This window comes from Komagataeibacter melomenusus (genome assembly GCF_013155395.1).
In the GTDB taxonomy this organism is placed as follows: Bacteria; Pseudomonadota; Alphaproteobacteria; order Acetobacterales; family Acetobacteraceae; genus Komagataeibacter; species Komagataeibacter melomenusus.
This window is the reverse complement of the sequence record NZ_JABJWC010000009.1, coordinates 1-18,883: the sequence shown is the minus strand read 5'-3', so window position 1 is coordinate 18,883 and position 18,883 is coordinate 1. Positions and strand designations below refer to the sequence as shown.

The following is an 18,883-nucleotide window of genomic DNA, read 5'->3' as shown; positions in this document are numbered from 1 at the left end:
GTGCGATGCACGCCGTGATGGACCCCTCCCTCACGGCGCGCCGCATTGTGGCGCGGCGCATGTATCATGGCGGCATGATGGCGGGCATGGTGGCCGTGGGGCTGTGGCATGGCCCGGCGCGTGCCGCCCCGCCTGCGGGCATGGCGGCGCACCGGGCGGTGTATGACCTTGTGCTGTCCGCCGTGGGCGATGGCGATGTGGTGACGGCGGAGGGCAGGCTGACCTTCGTGCTGTCCGACATGTGCACGGCCTGGTCCACCCAGCAGCAGTTGCATGTGCGCACCGTGGGCCGGGGGGGTGATCAGCACGACAGTGATTCCGATTACGCGGTGCTGGAGGACAAGGATGGCGCCTCCCTCGTTTTCCGTGCCGACCAGAGAGAAAACGGCCAGCCCAGCCCGCGCATAGCAGGCGAGGCGCATATGCGCCCCACGGGCGGCAGGGTGCATTATACCGCGCCCAGCGTGCATGACGTGGCGCTGCCCGCGGGCACGCTGTTCCCCGTGGCGCACACCACCAGCGTGATCGCGGCAGGCCAGGCGGGCCAGGGCGAGATCGCGCCGCCTTTGTTCGATGGCACGGTCGAGACCGGGGCGCTGAGCACCTACGTGCTGCTGCTGGCACGCGAGGCGCCGCCTGTGGCAACGCCGTTTGCAGCCCTGGCCCCGCTTGGGGCGCAGCGGGTGCATATTGCCTACTACAACCCCACCACGCGCGACATGGGGCCGATATTCGAGCAGGGCATGCGTTATTTCACCAACGGGGTGGCCGACCAGCTCGACCTCAATTTCGGGCAGTTCCGGCTGGCGGGCACGCTACGCGAATTCCGGCTGCTGCCGGTGCCCGATCACTGCCCGCCGGCCGCTCCGCTCAGCCCGCAGCATCGGCCACTGTAACAGCCAGCGGCACATGGTCCGATGGCTGGGCCTTGCCGCGCTCGTCACGCGCGGGCAGGGCGGTGAGCAGCCGTTCGGCCACGCGGGGCGAGAGCAGGGCATGGTCGATGCGCAGTCCGCTGTCACGCTGCCAGGCGGCGGCCTGATAATCCCAGAAGGTATAAAAGCGCCCCACCGGGTGCAGCGCGCGCAGCGCATCGGTCAGGCCGAGCCAGAGCAGGCGGCGGAAGGCAGCACGGCTGGCCGGGCGCACCAGCGCATCATCGGGTGCGAGCGCGCCGGGTGCGCAGTCCTCATCGGTGGGGCAGACATTGTAGTCGCCCAGCAGCACGAAGTCCTGCCCGGCTGCAAGCATGGCATGGGCGTGGAGGGCCAGTGCCTCCATGAAGGCAAGCTTGGAGTCGTAGCCTGCACTGCCGCCGGAATTGCCGTTGGGCAGGTACAGATTGCCAAAAACCAGCCCGCCTGCGCGAATTTCCACGTAGCGGGCCTGTGGCGGGTCGGTCTCCCAGCCGGGCAGGGCGGTGTGCGTGACCTCATGCGGCAGGCGCGTGAGGATGGCCACGCCGTTATAGCTTTTCTGCCCGACCACGATGCTGTCATAGCCTGCCGCCCTGAATGCATCGGCGGGGAAGATCTCGGTGGCGCACTTGATCTCCTGCAACGCCAGCACGTCGGGCTGCTCGCGGGCAAGGTAGTCAAGCACATGGTCAAGGCGCTGGCGGATGGAATTGACGTTCCAGGTAACGAATTTCATCATTCCACCGAGAAGCTGGTGCCACACCCGCATGATGACGCCGCATGCGGGTTGCGCACCGTGAAATGCGCGCCCATCAGGCTGTCATCAAAATCGAGCACCGCGCCACTCAGCAGGTCCATGCTGGCGGGGTCAACGAGTACGCGGGCAGTGCCTGCGGCAATCACGATGTCATCGGGGCGGGTTTCGGGCTCAAGGGCGAATTTATACTGAAAGCCGTTGCAGCCACCGGCCTCCACCGCCACCCGCAAAGCAGGCTCGCCCGTGGGGGCGGCGGGCTGTTCATCCAGAATTTCGCGCAGGCGATCTGCTGCCGAATCCGATACGCGGAACATCTCGGCCGGGGGGGAAGGGGGCGTGGACATCGGGTTTCACCATGATCTGTGCACGCAGGCCGGCACCACTGCATGTTGGCGGCGGGCCGCGGGCGGGTTATGGATGTACGGTGATATGGCCTTTACCGTTTCATCCATGGCTTGGTCCTGATCCTATATGAGCACTGCACCCTGCGCTGTCCAGACCGCTCCGGCCCATGGCCCATTGCAGCGCGACCGTGGCCGCCCTGTGATCGAATCGATCCCGGCCATCGGCGCCTGCGCCAGGCCCCTGCTACGGGTGGGGGGCGTGACATGGCAGGTGCGTGCCGGGTCGCGGCCGATTATACTGCCGGTATGACGGGTCGCTGCACAATGGAGGCATATCGACGGTTGACGGACCCGTCCCCGCCGGGGTGAAACACGCGCAGCACGATCCTCCGCCTGCCACCGCCGTGGCGCGATGCCGGCGGGCCATTCCATGCCGGGCCACAGCGCCTGTTATCGTTATCTGTTGGGAAACCAAGCCGCATGTCAGACAGTCTGTTCGCCCGTTACCTCACGCATGTGCGCGATGCGCTGCGCGCCATCATGCCCGACCTGCCCCCGGCAGCCCTTGAGCGCGTTGAGGTAACACCGACCCGCGACCCCGCGCATGGCGACCTGGCCACCAATGCGGCTCTGGTCATCTCCAAGGCGGCCCGCCGCCGCCCGGCCGAGATCGCGGGCGAACTGGTCACGGCGCTGGCCAGCGTGCCCGGCATCGCGCAGGCCGAGGTGGCGGGGCCGGGCTTTGTCAACATGCGCCTTGCGCCCGCCGTGTGGCAGGCCGTGGCCCGTGACGTGCTGCACGCAGGCGAGGCCTACGGCACGAGCAGCGCAGGCCGTGGCGTCAAGGTGAATGTGGAATATGTCTCGGCCAACCCCACGGGGCCGATGCATGTGGGCCACTGCCGTGGCGCCGTGGTGGGTGACGTGCTGGCCAACCTGCTGGCCAAGGCGGGGTATGACGTTACGAAAGAATATTACATCAACGATGCTGGCGCGCAGGTGATCGCGCTGGCCTGGGCTACGTACTGGCGCTACCTGCAGGCGCTGCACACTACCGTGACGGAGGCGGAATTCGCAGCCGTCGTGCCCGGTGGCGCGATCCAGTACGGCGGTGACTATCTGGTGCCCGTAGGCGAGGCGCTGGCCAAAAAACATGGCGACAGCCTCGCCGCCCCTGGTCTGAAGCCCGCCGATCCCGCCCTGTGGCTCGAGACCGTGAAAAAAGAGGCGGTCGATACCATGATGGGCATGATCCGCGCGGATCTGGCCGCCCTTGGCGTGCATCATGACGTGTTCACCAGCGAGGCGAAGATTCTGGCCGATGGCGAGACCGACCGCGCCATCAAAAAGCTCGAGGATAAGGGCCTGATCTACGAAGGCGTGCTCGAGCCCCCCAAGGGCAAGCTGCCCGATGACTGGGAGGCCCGCCCCCAGACCCTGTTCCGCTCCACTGAATTTGGCGATGACGTGGACCGGCCCCTGCGCAAGTCGGATGGCTCGAACACCTATTTCGCCAATGACATCGGCTACCATGCCGACAAGATCCGCCGGGGTGCGGATGTGCTGGTCGATGTATGGGGTGCCGATCATGGCGGCTACGTCACGCGCATGAAGGCTGCCGTTGCGGCACTGGCTACCGATGGCCGCCCGGTGCTTGATGTGCTGCTCTGCCAGATCGTGCGCATCGTGCGCGATGGGCAGCCGGTGCGCATGTCCAAGCGCGCGGGCACGTTCGTCACCCTGCGCGACCTGATCGATGAGGTGGGGCGTGACGCGGTGCGCTTTACCATGCTTACCCGCAAGGCCGACGCGCAGATGGAGTTCGACCTTGACCAGGTCGTGGCCCAGAGCCGCGACAACCCGGTCTTTTACGTGCAGTATGCCCATGCGCGCTGCTGCTCGGTGCTGCGGGCGGCGGCGGGCCTTGCCAATGCGGGCAGGCTGCCCGGCGGCCTGACCCCTGCCGAGCTGGCAACCGCCGACCTGTCGGGGCTGGTGGCGGATGCGGAACTGGCGCTCTTGCAGCGCATGGCGCAGTGGCCGCGCATGGTCGAGTCGGCGGCCAGCGCGCATGAGCCGCACCGCATTGCGTTCTATCTCAATGAACTGGCCTCCGATTTCCATGCGCTGTGGAACCGGGGCAAGGATGACACGACCCTGCGCTTCGTGCAGGAAGATGACGTGGCCGCAACCCGCACGAAACTCGCCCTTGTCGAGGCGACGGCAACCGTGCTGCGTTCGGGCCTGAACGTGCTCGGCGTGCAGCCGGTCGAGGAGATGCGATGAGTCCTGACGATACCCCGCCGCGCAATGGTGGCCCCGATGACCTCCGGCGGGACAGCCCGGCAGCACCCGATCCCTATGCCGAGCGCCCGCCCACGCGCGAGCGCATGGGCACGGATTCCAACCCCGACCTGAACACGCGCGCGCCCATGGAGCCGGCTGATGATATCGGCCAGCGCCCATCCGCGCGTGGGGGCCGGGGTGGCACCGATTTCAAGGCCCTGCTGGCGCGGTTTGCGGGCAGCAGCCTGCTGGGCGATGACCCGCTCACGCGCAAGCTGGTCTATGGCGCGGCGGGGCTTGGCGGCATTCTGGTCCTGGCGATTGGCGGCTGGTCGCTCTTCGGCCACCATGAAGGCGGGATTGCGGTGCTTGGCCCCCCGCCGGGGCCGGTGCGCGTCAAGCCGGCCGATCCGGGCGGCATGCAGATTCTGGGTGCGGGCGATGGCATGGCCGCTGATGGTGGCGTGATGCGCCTCTCGCCCCCGCCCGAGCAGCCCCAGCCCGATGCCATGGCCCGGCAGTATGGCCCGCCACCGGGCGGCGACAGCGCCGATGGTGGCAATACCCCTGCGCCAGCCACCACCACGGCCGCCGCCCCGCCACCTGCCGAGACGCCCGCCGCGACCGAGCCCGCCCCGCAGGAGGCCGCCCAGAAGCCCGCGGAACCGGTAAAGCAGGCCGAGGAGGCACCCGCCACCCTGCCGCCGCCGGTGCCGCGCGCGCTCAATGAGGGCAATGGGGCCTATGGCGTGCAGCTTGCGGCCCTTGATTCGCAGGAGGCGGCGCTGAAAAACTGGAGCAGCCTCCTCAGCCGTTATCCCGGCGTGTTTGGCCCATACCAGCCTGCCGTCATCAAGGCGGAGCGGGGCGGCAAGACATTCTACCGCCTGCGCATCAAGGGGTTGAGCAAGGCGCAGGCGGCATCGGTGTGCGAGAAGGTCAAGGCCAAAAGCCTGCCGTGTGAACCGGTCCATTCCTGAGCGCACTCCATGACCCAGCCAGATGAGGCGGGGCGGGGCGCAGGCGCGCCTGCCCTGCAGGGGCAGCCGACCTCGCCCATCGTGCATCTTGACGGGTTTGACGGGCCAATGGACCTGCTGCTTGAACTCGCCCGGGCGCAGAAGGTGGATCTGTGGCGCATTTCCATCCTGCAGCTTGTCGAGCAGTTTCTGGTGGTGGTGCGGACCATTCCCGCCGTGCGGCTGGAGCAGGCGGCGGACTGGCTGGTGATGGCGGCATGGCTGGCCTGGCTCAAGTCGCGCCTGCTGCTGCCCGAGGATGACGGCGAAGACATTGATGCCGAGGATGCGGCAGCCCTCCTGCACGAGCGCCTGCTCGAGCTTGAGCGCATGGTGCAACTGGGCCGCTGGCTCGGCGCGCGTGACCAGCTTGGCCATGAGGTGTTTGAACGCGGGCAGGCCGAAAGCCTTGTGGCGATCGACCGCTCGGGGCTGGCGGTGGATGTGCCGCAACTCATGCGCGGTTATATGGCCGCCATGCGGCGGCGCGCGCGCAAGGCCACCTACCAGCCGCGCCCGCCCCGGTTCTGGACCGTGCAGGATGCGCTGGAGCGGCTGCGGCGCATGCTCGGCACGCTCATGCCCGTGGGCTGGTGCGAGCTCGAGGCCTTCCTGCCCCCTGCCACCGGGGCGGACAGCGCTGGCCCCCTGGCCGAGACCGGCCGGAGGGCCGCCGTGGCGGGCACGCTGCTGGCCAGCCTGGAGATGGCGCGCAATGGCACGATCGAACTGCGGCAGGCGGAACAGTTTGGCCGCATCCTGCTGCGTGAACGGATGGCGGCTGACCACCCCGCCGCCCCCATGCAACCAGAAGGCGAGAGGCCCTGATGAACGACCCCGAGCAGCCTGATCTCATCGCGCCCGTGCAGGACGGGGCGGAAGACATCACGGTGCGTGATTTTTCGCTGCGCCTTGTCGAGGCCCTGATCTTCGCCCGTGCCGACCCGCTCAGCACCCGCGCCATTGCCGAGGTGCTCGGCGCGCAGGGCGGCATCCCGCATGATACCGCCGACCGCGATGCCTATGTGGCAGCCACGCTGGCCGCCCTTGGCGCGCAGTATGCCGGGCGCGGGGTGGAACTGGTCGAGGTGGCGGGGGGCTGGCAGTTCCGCACAGCCCCTGACCTTGCTCCGCGCCTGACCCGCGTGATGCCGCGCCCGCGCAGGCTGGCGCGCTCGACCATGGAGACGCTGGCCATCATCGCCTACCACCAGCCCTGCACGCGCGCCGAGATCGAGGAAATTCGCGGTGTGAGCCTGAGCCAGCAGGTGCTCGACACGCTGCTCGAGGCCGAACTCATCATGCCGCTGGGCCGCAAGGAAGTGCCGGGGCGGCCGATCCTGTGGGGCACGTCAAGCGGCTTCCTGCGCCATTTTGGCCTCAAGGACCTGGGCGACCTGCCCCGGCGCGAGGAACTGCTGGTGGATGTGCCCGATGCGGCATCCGAACCGCCCGGTGGCATGCAGGCGGCGGACGGAGGCGATGATGCGCCGGATGAGGTTCCTGACGCGCCCGTGGCGTGATAGGTGTGCGGAGCAGGATGATGATGTACGGTTCTGCGCGGGCCGCAAGGGGCGGGCGCGGTAGGGAAGGAACGGCTGATGTTCGATTTCGCATGGTCTGAATTTGCCCTGATCGGGGTGGTGGGCCTGCTGCTGATCGGGCCGAAGGACATGCCTGTCGCCATCCGCACCGTCACCGGGCTGATCAAGAAGGCCCGCGGCCTTGCCACCGAGTTCCAGTCGCATGTGGATGAGATGGTGCGCGAGGCCGACCTGACCGAGGCGCGCGACCAGCTTGGCCAGCTCAAGCGCATGAACGTGCGCGACAAGATCATGAGCGCCATTGACGGCGATGGCGCCCTGCGCCGCTCGCTTGATGATACGCATGAGGCGGCGCAGTCCGCCATGTCCGCACCCGTTACAACGCCTGCATCATCCCTGCCCGAGCAGGCCATTCCCTCACGCCACTACATCCCGCCCCTTGTCGATGCAGACCCTGCGGAGGTGGACGCACCCGATGCGCCCGATTTCCTGCCACCCCGCGCCGCCCGGCGCATCGCCGCCGAACTGCCGCGCCTTACCCCCCCTGCCTTCCTGCCGCCAGTCCGGGTCATTCACCGTGGCCAGCGCGTTGGCGTGAACCCCGCAGGGCAGGAATAGGAACACGATGGACGCCCAAGACGAAAGCCCCAACCCGGACGCCATTGATGACCAGCCCATGCCGCTGCTCGAGCACCTTGTCGAACTGCGGCGCAGGCTGCTGTGGTCGATGGTGTCGTTCGTGGCGTGCTTTGCGGTCTGCTACTACTATTCCGAGCAGATCTACTTCTTCCTCGCCAAGCCGCTGGGCGACATCATGCGCCAGAAGGGCGAGCAGCCGCACCTGATCTATACCGCGCTGTACGAAGCCTTCTTCACCTACATGAAGGTCGCCTTCTTCGGCGCGGCCTGCCTGTCATTCCCCATGGTGGCGGTGCAGGCATGGATCTTCATCGCACCCGGTCTGTACAAGAGCGAAAAGCGGGCTTTCGCGCCCTTCCTCGTGGCCACCCCCATCATGTTCGCCATCGGTGCCGCGCTGGCCTACTACTTCATCTTCCCCGCCGCGTGGAAGTTCTTCCTGTCGTTCCAGACGGCGGACGGGCAGGACGGGTTGCAGATCGAGCTTCAGGCCAAGGTGTCGGAATACCTCTCGCTGGTGATGAAGCTGATCCTGGCGTTCGGCATGGCGTTCGAGCTGCCGGTGGTGCTCACGCTGATGGCCCGCGTGGGGCTGGTCACGTCAAGGGGGCTGGCGAAGGTGCGGCGCTACGCCTATGTGGGCGCGTTCGTGGCGGCTGCCATTCTCACCCCGCCCGATGTCATTACCCAGACCGGCCTGGCCGTGCCGCTGATCGGGCTGTACGAAATTTCCATTCTCTGCGCCCGCCTTGTCGAGCCGCGCAGACCGCCTGAAGAAACCGAGGAGACCCCCTGATGCACGACCTGCGTGCCCTACGCGCCGACCCCGCAGGCTTTGATGCTGCCCTGAAACGGCGCGGGGCGCCCGCCGTGGCCGATGGCGTGCTGCTGCTGGACACCGAGCGCCGCGCCGCCGAGACCGAATTGCAGGAGCTTCAGGCCAGCCGCAAGAAGATCTCCAAAGAGATCGGGGCCTTGCGCAAATCCGGCGCGGATACCGCAGCACTTGAAGAGCGCGTGGCCCATGGCAAGGCGCGGATGGAAGCACTCCAGACCCGGGTTGCCGAACTCGATGGCCAGATTCGCGGCACGCTCGAGCGCCTGCCCAACCAGCTTGATCCGTCGGTGCCCGATGGGGCGGATGAAAGCGCCAACGTGGAAGTGCACCGCAATGGCGTGGTGCGCGAATTCAGCTTCACCCCGCGCGAACATTTCGAGCTGGGCGAGGCGCTGGGCCTGATGGATTTCGAGACCGCATCGCGCCTGTCGGGGGCGCGCTTCGTGGTGCTGCGCGGCGCACTGGCCCGCATGGAGCGCGCCCTGGGCCAGTTCATGCTCGACCTGCACACCACCGATAACGGCTATGAGGAAACAGCCGTGCCGGTGCTGGTCAATAACGAGGCCATGTACGGCACCGACAAGCTGCCCAAATTTGCCGACCAGTCCTTCCGCACCGAAGATGGCCGCTGGCTCATCCCCACCGCCGAGGTACCGCTCACGGCCAGTGTTTCGGGCCAGATCCTGCCCAGCTCCGTGCTGCCGCGCAGGCTGGTGGCGCTTTCCTCATGCTTTCGCAGCGAGGCGGGGGCGGCAGGGCGGGATACGCGCGGCATGCTGCGCCAGCACCAGTTCCAGAAGGTGGAGATGGTCAGCATCACCACGCCGGAGGAAAGTGATGCCGAGCACGAGCGCATGACCCGCTGTGCCGAGATGGTGCTGGAGAAGCTGGGCATCCCCTATCGCCGCCTGCTGCTGTGCGCGGGGGATACCGGCTTTGGCGCGGCCAAGACCTTCGACCTCGAGGCCTGGCTGCCCGGCCAGAAGGCGTGGCGCGAGATCTCGTCGTGCTCCACCACGCGCGACTTCCAGGCCCGGCGCATGAATGCCCGCTACCGCGCGGCCGATGGCAAGCCCGCCTTCGTGCACACGCTCAATGGTTCCGGCCTTGCCGTGGGCCGCACGCTGATCGCGGTGATGGAAAACTACCAGAACGAGGATGGCACCATCACCGTGCCGGAGGTGCTGCGGCCTTACATGGGCGGGATCGACATCATCCGCTGAAGAAAATCAGAAGTTTTTGGGTGCCGCCTTTTTTCAAAAAAGCGGCTTCTTTTCGAAGCTTTTTGAAAAAAGCTTCACCAAAAACGTCTGTTCTGTTCAGCGCCTTTTGCGGTGGGGGCGCTTGCCTTTGGGGGGAGCGCCATCGCGGTTGCCGCTCCTGCGCCCCGGCGGGTTGGCGCGGCTGTCGGGGCGGAAGGGGGAGGCGGATGTGGCCCGCGCGCGCACGCTCTGCTGGCGCAGCACGTCCTCGATCCAGTCATTCAGCCTTGCCGTGGTTTCCTCCGCATCCTCGCGGTTGACGTAGGCTTCGGGGAAGCGGAGTGCCAGCCACCGCCACGCCACCAGCCGCTTGTGGCGCTTTTCGGCGCGTTCAAGCTCCGTGCGCTCGGCGCGTTCGGCGGGCGGCAGGCGGCCCGTGCCCGGTGGCGGCACGCTGTTGCCCGCCGCGTGGTCCGCAGCCCAGTGCACGAGGCGCTGGATGCCGTTGTCACGGTCATCCACCGGGCACATGGCATAGACCCAGCGCTGGGCCAGTGTCAGGTCCGGCACACCTTCAAGGGCGGTGGCGATGGCGAAGGCCTGCTCCATATTGGCCAGGCGGTAATTGGGGTCATCACGCCGCAGCACCGCGCGGCGGATGCGCACCAGCACGCCGAACAGGCTGTCGGAGCCGATCTCGGCGGCAACCGCCTGCACGATGTCGGCATCGGGCTGCACCTGCGGGCGCATGTCCTCGATCGGCTGCGGCGGCGCGTCCAGCATGGCGCGGATGAAGGACGGGCTGCCCACGCCCTCCAGCACGGCCACCACGCCCTGTTCATGCTTGCCAAAGCGCCCGGCGCGGCCACCGATCTGCTTGACCTCCTGCGGGTTGAGGTCGCGGGTCTGGTTGCCGTCATATTTGCGCAGGGCCGCAAACACCACGCGGCGGATGGTCAGGTTCAGCCCCATGCCGATGGCATCGGTTGCGATCAGGATATCGGCATCGCCGTTATTGAAGCGCTGCGCCTCCGCCCGGCGCACCTCGGGGCTGAGCGCGCCATACACCACCGCCACCCGCTTGCCATGGGCCAGCAGCAGCGCGCGCAGGTCGAGCACCTCGCGGCGTGAGAAGGCGATCAGCGCATCATGCTTCTGCAACTCAGGCAGGCTGACCGCGCGCTCGGCTGCGACCAGCGGGCTTTTGCGCTCCAGGCGGATTTCATCCACCGGGTCGCCGCACAGTTCGGCAATGCGCCGGACCATGGGGATGCAGTCCGGCGCGCCGAGAATGAACAGGTGACGCGCGGGTGCGCCCATGATGGCCGCCGTCCACGCAGCGCCCCGGTCGGGGTCGGTGAGCATCTGGGCCTCGTCGATGATGGCGACATCGACCGGGTTGTTCAGCGGGCACATCTCGACTGTTGCAGCAAGGTGGCGGCTGCCGGGCACGTCGATGCGTTCCTCGCCCGTGGCGAGCGAGGTCGGCACGCCGCGCGCGGTCAGCGACTCGCGGAACTCATGGGCCAGCAGCCGCAGCGGCGCGAGTGCGAGCCCGCTTTCGGCGCGGGCCAGTGCATCGAGTGCGGTGTGCGACTTGCCGCTGTTGGTCGGCCCCGTAACCAGCGTGATGCGCCGGTTGAGCGCGCGCGCGGTGCGGAAGTGGGCGGCGTAGCGGTCGAGCGCCGCCACCTGCGCAATCACGGCATTGCCCACGCGTTTGTTGCCAAGGTCGGGGGCCAGTGGTGCGCGTTTGTCGCCCTCCGGTCCTTCGCGCCGCCACGCGGGCAGGTTCTGGCGCAGGGCCATGAGTTCGGAGGGGTCGAACTCCCAGCGTTCCTGCCCACCCGCCTGCGGCACGCGGCGGGCGACGGGCAGGCGGTTCTCGGCAATCCAGCGTAGGGCCTCGCGCTGCGAGCAGCGCAGCAGGCCCGGCACGTCGCTGAAGGGCACGAGGCTCTTTTCCCAATCGCGCAGGCGCTGGACTTCCTCGCGCCGGCGGGTGCGCGCCGTGTCCTCTATGCGGGCATCGCGGTCGCGGCGACTGCTTTCCGCCGCATCGAGGCTGGCGGCAAAGGCGGCCGGGTCGGCCAGGGCAAAGGCATCGGCCACCGCCAGCGCCAGGGTGCGCAGTTCACCGGGCGAGAGCATGCGCCCCGTGCCATCGAACAGGTCGGAGCGGATGTTCTCCACCGCCTGCTGTGGCGTGTCGCCCTGGGTGCGCAGTTTTTCATGCAGCACGGGCGTCAGCGCCGCGAGCAGGGTGGCATCGTCCGGCTCGGGGGTATCGACCGTTTTTGCCGCAGCCTCGGTATCCGCGCGGGTAACCCACACCTGCCCTGCCCGGCGGGTGAGGTCCATCAGGCGCGAGCCCCACGGCTTGCGGCGCACGGTACACAGGGCGGCGCGGAAGGTCGCGTCATCCACGCGCTCGGTGCCGGGGGCCAGCTTGCGGGCGATCACGCGCTCGAGCTTGGGGCGCTCGCGGGTTTCAACATGCAGGCCGGTGGCGGCGATGGCGGCATCGAGCGCCAGCGCGGCAGGGGCTGCGGTGGACGCGTCGCGATCGGAAAATTCTGAACTCATGTTTCCTATGTGCGTCATCCATGCGGCGGGGACAATGGACTCCGGCTTGCATCGGTGGGGGAAATCATTGAATAGAAGCCCCCATCGTACGCGCCTTGCGTGACAGGCGTGCCGTAGAACGGGCCTTATGCGGCAGGTTCAGCCACCCGTGGCGCGTGATATGTTTGTTTTGTGCTGGAAATCCACGTTGTGGATGGCCTAAACATGCCCGCCTTAGCCATATCGTTGTGGGCGGCGCATGTTTCAGGAAATCCTGTGTCTGCGTCATATCCAGCCGGGAGAATGATAACCAGATGTCCGATACGTTGATTATGCCAACCAGTGAGACCATGCTCACCGGCCTCGCCCCGGTTGAGGGGCAGTCCGGCGTGTTCCATCTTGCCGAACCCACCAAGGAATACGGCCACCTGAATGCCGAGACCGTGCTGTCCGTGCATCACTGGACCGACCGGCTGTTCAGCTTCACCACCACGCGTGATCCCGCGCTGCGCTTCGAGAACGGCCAGTTCACGATGATCGGCATCGAGGTCGAGGGCAAGCCGTTGCTGCGCGCCTACAGCATTGCCAGCGCCAATTACGAGGACCACCTCGAATTCCTGTCCATCGCCGTGCCCGATGGCCCGCTGACCTCGCGCCTGCGCCACGTCAAGGTGGGTGACAAGGTACTGATCGGCCGCAAGCCCGTGGGCACGCTGCTGCTTGATAACCTGCGCCCGGGCCGCAACCTGTATTTCCTGTCCACCGGCACGGGGCTTGCGCCCTTCATGAGCCTGATCAAGGACCCGGAATGCTATGAGCGTTACGAGCACGTGATCCTGAGCCATACGGTGCGCATTTCGGGTGAACTGGCCTATGCCAACCACATCCGCCACGAACTGCCCGAGCATGAATTCCTCGGCGAGGACGTGAAGGGCAAGCTGCTCTACTACCCCGCCGTGACGCGTGAGCCGTTTGCCGTGACCGACCGCATCACCAAGCTGATCGAGACGGGCAAGATCTTCACCGATCTCAACATCCCCGCACTCGACCCCGAGCATGACCGCGTGATGATCTGCGGCTCGCCCGAGATGCTGGCCGATACCGAGAAGTTGCTCCAGGAGCGCGGCTTCGACGAGGGCAACAACTCCCACCCCGGCGCCTACGTGGTGGAAAAGGCGTTCGCCGAGCGCTGATCCCGCCCACACCCCCGGCCATTTGCCATGGCCGGGGTTTTTTATAGCCCCCGCCCCGCGCAGGGCGGGTCATTGCCGGAATGCGGCGTGCTGTGTCCCGTCCGGCCGAGACAGGATGCACAACCGGCATGAGTTATGATTTTGATCTGTTCGTCATTGGCGCGGGCTCCGGCGGCGTGCGCTGCGCGCGCATTGCCGCCAGCCACGGGGCGCGGGTTGCCGTAGCCGAGAGCCGCCACTGGGGCGGCACCTGCGTCAATCTGGGTTGCGTGCCCAAGAAGCTGATGGTGCAGGCCAGCGACTATGGCGACTGGGTGGATGACAGCCACGGCTTTGGCTGGAACACGCAGCGCGGCCACAATGACTGGGCCGCGCTCATCGCTGCCAAGGACCGCGAGATCGCCCGGCTCAACGGCATCTATGTCACGATGCTGGAAAAGGCTGGCGTGGCCCTGTTTACCGGCCATGCCACCATCGAGGACGCGCACACCCTGCGCATCGACCCCTCGCCACTCGCCCCGCATGAGGCCCCGCGCCGTGTCACGGCCGCGCGCATCGTCATTGCGGTCGGTTCCACGCCCACCCTGCCCAAACTGCCGGGCGTGGAATATGCCATCTCGTCCGACCAGGCGTTCCACCTTGAAGAGCGTCCCGCCCGCGTGTGCCTGGTGGGGGGGGGGCTATATCGGCGTGGAGTTTGCCGGTATCTTCCGCGGGCTTGGCTCGACGGTGGACCTGGTTTACCGCCAGAACCTGCCGCTGCGTGGTTTTGACGCCGACCTGCGCCACGCCCTGCATGATGCGATCGACCTGCGTGGCATCCGCCAGCACGTGGCGGCTTCACCCACCGCCATTGAAAAACAGGCCGATGGCAGTTTCGTTGTCAGCCTTGATAACGGCACCCGCATCGAGACCGACTGCGTCTTCTTCGCCACCGGCCGCCACCCCAAGGTGACCGGGCTGGGGCTTACGCAGCTTGGCGTGGCGATGGAGGAGAACGGGCGCATCATCGTTGATGACAAGAGCGAGACGACGGTGCCCGGCATCTACGCCATAGGCGACGTGACCAACCGCCTCAACCTGACCCCGGTCGCCATTGCCGAGGGCCATAACCTGGCCGACCGCCTGTTTGGCAAGGCCCCGCCGCGCGAATGGTGCTACGCCACCACGCCCAAGGCGGTGTTTTTCACCCCCACGCTGTCCAGCGTTGGCCTGACCGAGGCGGAGGCCGCGAAGGAAGGGGATGTGGATGTGTATGTCAGCCGCTTCCGCCCCATGCGCAACACGCTGAGCGGGCGCGAGCAGCGCACGTTGATGAAGCTTGTGGTCGATCAGGCCAGCCAGGTGGTGGTCGGTGCCCACATGCTGGGCGATGACGCGCCCGAGATCATGCAGGGGCTGGCCGTGGCCGTGACGGCACGGCTGAAGAAAGCTGACTGGGACCGCACGATCGGCATCCACCCCACGGCGGCGGAAGAATTCGTGACCATGCGCACCCGCACGCGCGTGACACCACGCAGCGCAGGTTAAAAAGTTAAAAAACAGTAAAAGTTTTTGGTGAAGCTTTTTTCAAAAAGCTACGGAGGAATGCCGCCTTTTTGAAAAAGGCGGCTCCCAGAAACTTTTATCTGAATACAGGCTCTGCCCAATAAAAAAACCGCTGCGGGTCATCCCGGCAGCGGTTTTTTTTATGTCTGGCGGCTGAATGTGTCAGCGCGGGGCCACCCAGCCATTGCCGGTGGAATCGCCAAGCTGGCCATCGCCATTGATGCCGCTGCTCTGGTAGGCCGTGCCGAAGCGCGACAGGTCCGTGCCCGTAACCGAGTCACGATGCACATGCTCCAGATGGTCGGGGTCGGGGCCGTGGTTGAGTTCCATCGACGGCGCTTCCTCATAGCCGGGCGGCAGGTGGCCGCGCTGGCCGTGAACGGTCATCCGGTCTTCATCCTGGCTGTTTGCGTCGTCCTGGCTGGCCGGGGCGGCCATGGCCGTCACGCTCAACAGGCACAGCCCGGCCGAGAGGGCGGTTATGAGTTTCCCACGTGAGGTGGCCATGATCCGTAATCCTTTTACCTGAGAGGGCAGCATGCCAAGGCTTTTTTGCTAAGGGAAGCGGTGACGTGGCAGGCCAACCATACCTCTTTTACATATGGGTGCCCCCGCCGCGCAATACGACCCCACGAGGGCGCGCGCCACCTGAGTTGTGGCCGCCATGCAACATTTATGGCGCCTGTCCCGTCCCTGCTATCACAAAGCGCCGCGAACAGGCTTTGCCATATGGTGGTTTTTTCGACATAAAGGCGGCCCTTCCGCCCGTGGGCGGAAAGGAGTGTCTTGTATCAAGAGGAATTAGGATCCGACCCATGAGTGCGACGCACAGCCACAACAGTTCTTCCCGGCAGGCCTGGACGCCGGAGAGCTGGCGGTCGTTTCCCGCGCGGCAGATGCCGCGATACCCCGACGAGACAGCCCTGGGCGACGTGGAGGCCCGCCTGCGCCGCTACCCGCCGCTGGTCTTCGCAGGCGAGGCCCGCCGCCTGCGCGCCCACCTGGCCAAGGCCGCCACGGGGCAGGCCTTCGTGCTGCAGGGTGGCGCGTGTGCCGAGAGCTTCAGCGAATTCACCGCCGATATCGTGCGCGACACCTTTCGCGTGCTGCTGCAGATGGCGGTGGTGCTGACCTTTGGCGCCAAGGTGCCGGTGATCAAGATCGGGCGCATGGCAGGCCAGTACGCCAAGCCGCGCTCATCGGATACCGAAACCAAGGATGGCGTGACCCTGCCGTCCTATCGCGGTGACATCATCAACGGCTCCGACTTCACCGAGGCCGCGCGCATTCCCGACCCCAGGCGCATGGAAACCGGCTACTTCCAGTCGGTCGGCACCATGAACCTGCTGCGCGCCTTCGCCAGCGGCGGCTATGCCAACCTCCATGAGGTGCATCGCTGGAACCTCGGCTTCGTCGAGCGCTCGCCGCTGGCCCAGCGTTATGGCGAACTCGCCGGTCGCATCGGCGAGACGCTGGACTTCATGGCGGCCTGCGGCCTGAATGCCACCACCACGCCCCAGATCGACGAGACCGAGTTCTATACCTCGCACGAGGCCCTGCTGCTGCCTTACGAGCAGGCGCTGACCCGCATCGATTCGACATCGGGCGAATGGTATGACTGCTCGGCCCATTTCGTGTGGATCGGTGATCGCACCCGCCAGCCCGATGGCGCGCATGTCGAGTTCCTGCGCGGGGTGCGCAACCCCATCGGCATCAAGGTCGGCCCCTCCACCACCATCGAGGACCTCGAGCAGCTGCTCGACATTCTCAACCCCGGGGATGAAGCCGGGCGCATCTCGCTCATCTCGCGCATGGGGGCGGGCAAGGTGCGCGACCACCTGCCGCCGCTGCTCGACAAGGTGATGGCCACCGGCCGCACGGTCACGTGGCTGTGCGACCCCATGCACGGCAATACCAGTTCGACCTCGACGGGTGTGAAGACGCGTTCGTTCGATGCCATCCTCTCCGAGATCCACGGCTTCTTTGATGTGTTCGAGGCCGCGGGCGCCAGCCCCGGCGGCGTGCATTTTGAAATGACGGGCCAGAACGTGACCGAATGCATCGGTGGCGCCCACCGCCTGACGGAAGATGATCTGGGCGAGCGGTATGAAACCTTTTGCGATCCGCGCCTGAATGCGGAACAGTCGCTGGAGATGGCATTCCGTCTGGCCGAGGAACTGAAAACGCGGATGCACCGGATGGCTGGCGGGGCACGCTGACCCCGCCGCCCCGGAGCGGGAAGGGAGGGGACATGACCCAGGGTGAACCGGCAGGCCGTGACAGGCTTGCCAGTGCTGCGGATGACATGATCGCAGCCCGCACGGATGCGTATTTCAACCGCACGCGCGCCATTGTGGAGCATTTTGGCGACAGGAAGGTGACCTATGCCGTCTTCCTGCGCCGCCCGGTCATTTCCGCCCCCCGGCTCATGACCGAGTGGCTGCGCGCAGTTGGTAGTGCGCGCGGCATCACCATTGACACCACGCTTCTCTACCCCGAGGGCACATGGGTGGGGGCGGGTGAGCCGCTGGCCTACGTAACCGGCTCGTTTGCAGCCCTTGCCCCGCTCGAGACACTGCTGCTCCAGCGCCTCGGCCCGGCCTGTGTCGCGGCCCATAATGCCTACCAGATGGCCATGGCGCTGCCCCATGTGCGCTTTCTGGCCATGGAGGCCCGCCATTGCGCGGGCTTTGGCATGCAGGAGCAGATGGCCTATGCCGCCTCCGTTGGCAGCCATGCCGCCCAGAAGGAAGGGGCGCATGGCTTCATTGGTGGCGCGAATGACGCCACGGCCCATTATTTTGGCACCACCCACGGCCTGGGCACCATGCCGCATGCGCTGGTGGGCTATGCGGGCTCGACCCTGCGGGCGGCCGAGATGTTCCATGAGGTCTATCCCGCCATGGACCTGGTGGTGCTGGTTGACTATTTTGGCCGCGAGGTGACGGATGCGCTGGAGGTATGCCGGCACTTCCCCGAACTTGCGGCACAGGGGCGGCTGGCCGTGCGGCTCGACACGCATGGCGGCCGCTTTCTTGAAGGGCTGGACCCGCAGGCTTCCTATGACGTGCTCGAGCGCCACACGCCGGGCACCATCCGGCGCTACCGCTCGGACAAGGAACTCAGCCACCTTGTGGGCACCGGGGTCTCGGCTGCCGCCATCTGGCGCATGCGCGAGGTGCTGGACGAGGCGGGTTTCGCGCATGTACGCATCATCGCCTCATCGGGGTTCAGCGTGGAGAAATGCCTGAGCATGGCCGATGCCCATGCCCCGGTGGATGTGATCGGCACGGGCTCGTTCATCCCTGATCGCTGGTCCGAGACCTATGCCACGGCGGATATCGTGGCGTATGACGACGTGCCACGGGTCAAGGCGGGGCGCGAGTTCCTGCTGCGCCGCACGCCACACGACCCGGAATAACGAAAGGCTTCATCTTGTCAGAAAACATCTTTGCCCCCGAGGGCGGCTGGCGCGTGCGCATCATCGACCTGTCAGGTGGCGCCGAGGACAATATCGTCGAGGAGGTGGGCGGCTTCCCCGACCTGATCCAGGCCAATGCCTTTGCCCGCGCCTATGTGCGCGACAGCATCGAGCGCTGCCGCATGGCCGGGCTTTCGGCAGCCGACATCCTCAAGGCCTGGTTCGCCTTTGGCGAGGACGCGGAGGTGCTGGAAGCAGGCGAGCAGGGCTGGCGCTCGGCCAATGAACTTGATGATTTCGCAGCCCATGCAGCCACCCCCATGGAGCGTGATTGGCGTGCCTTCGACCCCCGCCGGGGCGATGATGAGGAAGAGGCCTGAAAGCCCCGCAGGGCAGGGAAAAGTTTTTGGTGAAGCTTTTTTCAGGGCCTGTTGGGAATTATCGTGAATTGATGATTGCAGCGGAGAGATAAATCATCGCTGCGAATGATCTGTCTGTCTTGTCGCTCCGCGTGGCGATACGCTTGAACTCCTTGAGCTTGCAGAAGAAGTTCTCGATGAGATGGCGCGCCTTGAACAGGGCTTTATCGAACGGGCGTCTGTCGAGACGA

17 protein-coding genes and 2 pseudogenes are annotated in these 18,883 nt (G+C 66.3%); 14 read left to right on the top strand and 5 right to left on the bottom strand.

All coding sequences use genetic code 11. The annotated features are described in order from the left end of the window. Positions 1 to 5 precede the first annotated feature (5 nt). On the top strand, positions 6 to 896 hold the full coding sequence (locus HNW77_RS05510; protein WP_241694314.1) for an EipB family protein: 891 nt from the start codon (positions 6 to 8) through the stop codon (positions 894 to 896). Here the strand turns inward: HNW77_RS05510 and HNW77_RS05505 are convergent. Then, on the bottom strand, positions 871 to 1,656 hold the full coding sequence (locus HNW77_RS05505; protein ID WP_172155925.1) for an exodeoxyribonuclease III: 786 nt from the start codon (positions 1,654 to 1,656) through the stop codon (positions 871 to 873). The two genes, HNW77_RS05510 and HNW77_RS05505, sit on opposite strands and share 26 nt — an antisense overlap. Then, positions 1,653 to 2,018 (bottom strand): HesB/IscA family protein, encoded by a 366-nt coding sequence (locus HNW77_RS05500; RefSeq protein ID WP_172155923.1) that lies wholly within the window; start codon positions 2,016 to 2,018, stop codon positions 1,653 to 1,655. Before HNW77_RS05500 ends, HNW77_RS05505 begins: the two co-directional genes overlap by 4 nt. A gap of 127 nt (positions 2,019 to 2,145) precedes the next feature. Between HNW77_RS05500 and HNW77_RS05495 the strand changes: the two genes are divergently transcribed. From HNW77_RS05495 to serS, 8 genes are all read left to right on the top strand, one after another. After that, positions 2,146 to 2,328: a hypothetical protein gene (locus HNW77_RS05495; RefSeq protein WP_172155921.1), complete on the top strand. Its 183-nt coding sequence runs from the start codon at positions 2,146 to 2,148 to the stop codon at positions 2,326 to 2,328. 170 nt (positions 2,329 to 2,498) lie between these two features. Then, complete coding sequence (argS, locus tag HNW77_RS05490) at positions 2,499 to 4,304, top strand: arginine--tRNA ligase (RefSeq protein WP_172155919.1); 1,806 nt, start codon at positions 2,499 to 2,501, stop codon at positions 4,302 to 4,304. Further along, positions 4,301 to 5,284, top strand: a complete 984-nt coding sequence (locus HNW77_RS05485) for an SPOR domain-containing protein (protein ID WP_172155917.1) — start codon at positions 4,301 to 4,303, stop codon at positions 5,282 to 5,284. Before argS ends, HNW77_RS05485 begins: the two co-directional genes overlap by 4 nt. A 9-nt stretch (positions 5,285 to 5,293) precedes the next feature. Beyond that, positions 5,294 to 6,151 (top strand): segregation and condensation protein A, encoded by an 858-nt coding sequence (locus HNW77_RS05480; RefSeq protein ID WP_172155915.1) that lies wholly within the window; start codon positions 5,294 to 5,296, stop codon positions 6,149 to 6,151. Beyond that, a complete protein-coding gene (gene scpB, locus HNW77_RS05475; protein ID WP_241694313.1) occupies positions 6,151 to 6,846 on the top strand; it encodes an SMC-Scp complex subunit ScpB in 696 nt (231 codons plus the stop codon). Before HNW77_RS05480 ends, scpB begins: the two co-directional genes overlap by 1 nt. Positions 6,847 to 6,924: 78 nt before the next feature. Continuing rightward, positions 6,925 to 7,485, top strand: a complete 561-nt coding sequence (tatB, locus tag HNW77_RS05470) for a Sec-independent protein translocase protein TatB (RefSeq protein ID WP_172155913.1) — start codon at positions 6,925 to 6,927, stop codon at positions 7,483 to 7,485. A gap of 7 nt (positions 7,486 to 7,492) precedes the next feature. Continuing rightward, positions 7,493 to 8,302, top strand: coding sequence for a twin-arginine translocase subunit TatC (gene tatC, locus HNW77_RS05465; RefSeq protein ID WP_172155911.1), 810 nt, complete (start codon positions 7,493 to 7,495; stop codon positions 8,300 to 8,302). Next, the gene (gene serS / locus HNW77_RS05460) at positions 8,302 to 9,567 is read left to right on the top strand and encodes a serine--tRNA ligase (protein ID WP_172155909.1); all 1,266 of its coding nucleotides are present in this window, start codon (positions 8,302 to 8,304) and stop codon (positions 9,565 to 9,567) included. The genes tatC and serS overlap by 1 nt, the downstream gene beginning before the upstream one ends. 96 nt (positions 9,568 to 9,663) lie before the next feature. On the opposite strand, the gene HNW77_RS05455 is transcribed toward serS, so the two are convergent. Next, the gene (locus HNW77_RS05455; protein WP_172155907.1) at positions 9,664 to 12,132 is read right to left on the bottom strand and encodes a helicase-related protein; all 2,469 of its coding nucleotides are present in this window, start codon (positions 12,130 to 12,132) and stop codon (positions 9,664 to 9,666) included. A 293-nt stretch (positions 12,133 to 12,425) separates the two neighbouring features. Here HNW77_RS05455 and HNW77_RS05450 point away from each other — a divergent pair, with 293 nt between their 5' ends. Both HNW77_RS05450 and gorA read left to right on the top strand, forming a co-directional pair. Next, positions 12,426 to 13,304 carry a ferredoxin--NADP reductase gene (locus HNW77_RS05450; protein WP_172155905.1) on the top strand — a complete coding sequence of 293 codons (879 nt, stop codon included), beginning with the start codon at positions 12,426 to 12,428 and terminating at the stop codon, positions 13,302 to 13,304. Between the two features lie 128 nt (positions 13,305 to 13,432). Then, positions 13,433 to 14,834, top strand: a pseudogene (gene gorA / locus HNW77_RS05445) (glutathione-disulfide reductase). A 180-nt stretch (positions 14,835 to 15,014) separates the two neighbouring features. On the opposite strand, the gene HNW77_RS05440 reads toward gorA, so the two are convergent. Continuing rightward, on the bottom strand, positions 15,015 to 15,359 hold the full coding sequence (locus HNW77_RS05440) for a hypothetical protein (RefSeq protein ID WP_172155903.1): 345 nt from the start codon (positions 15,357 to 15,359) through the stop codon (positions 15,015 to 15,017). Between the two features lie 308 nt (positions 15,360 to 15,667). On the opposite strand from HNW77_RS05440, the gene HNW77_RS05435 reads away from it, so the two are divergent. Genes HNW77_RS05435 through HNW77_RS05425 form a run of 3 tightly spaced genes read left to right on the top strand, consistent with a single transcriptional unit; the run spans position 15,668 to position 18,653 of the window. After that, positions 15,668 to 17,071, top strand: coding sequence for a class II 3-deoxy-7-phosphoheptulonate synthase (locus HNW77_RS05435; protein WP_172155901.1), 1,404 nt, complete (start codon positions 15,668 to 15,670; stop codon positions 17,069 to 17,071). 32 nt (positions 17,072 to 17,103) lie between these two features. Further along, positions 17,104 to 18,273: a beta/alpha barrel domain-containing protein gene (locus tag HNW77_RS05430; protein WP_172155899.1), complete on the top strand. Its 1,170-nt coding sequence runs from the start codon at positions 17,104 to 17,106 to the stop codon at positions 18,271 to 18,273. A 14-nt stretch (positions 18,274 to 18,287) separates the two neighbouring features. After that, on the top strand, positions 18,288 to 18,653 hold the full coding sequence (locus tag HNW77_RS05425; protein WP_130730117.1) for a hypothetical protein: 366 nt from the start codon (positions 18,288 to 18,290) through the stop codon (positions 18,651 to 18,653). Positions 18,654 to 18,711: 58 nt separating this feature from the next. Here the strand turns inward: HNW77_RS05425 and HNW77_RS05420 are convergent. After that, positions 18,712 to 18,883: pseudogene (locus HNW77_RS05420) on the bottom strand (IS5/IS1182 family transposase); the annotation flags it as partial.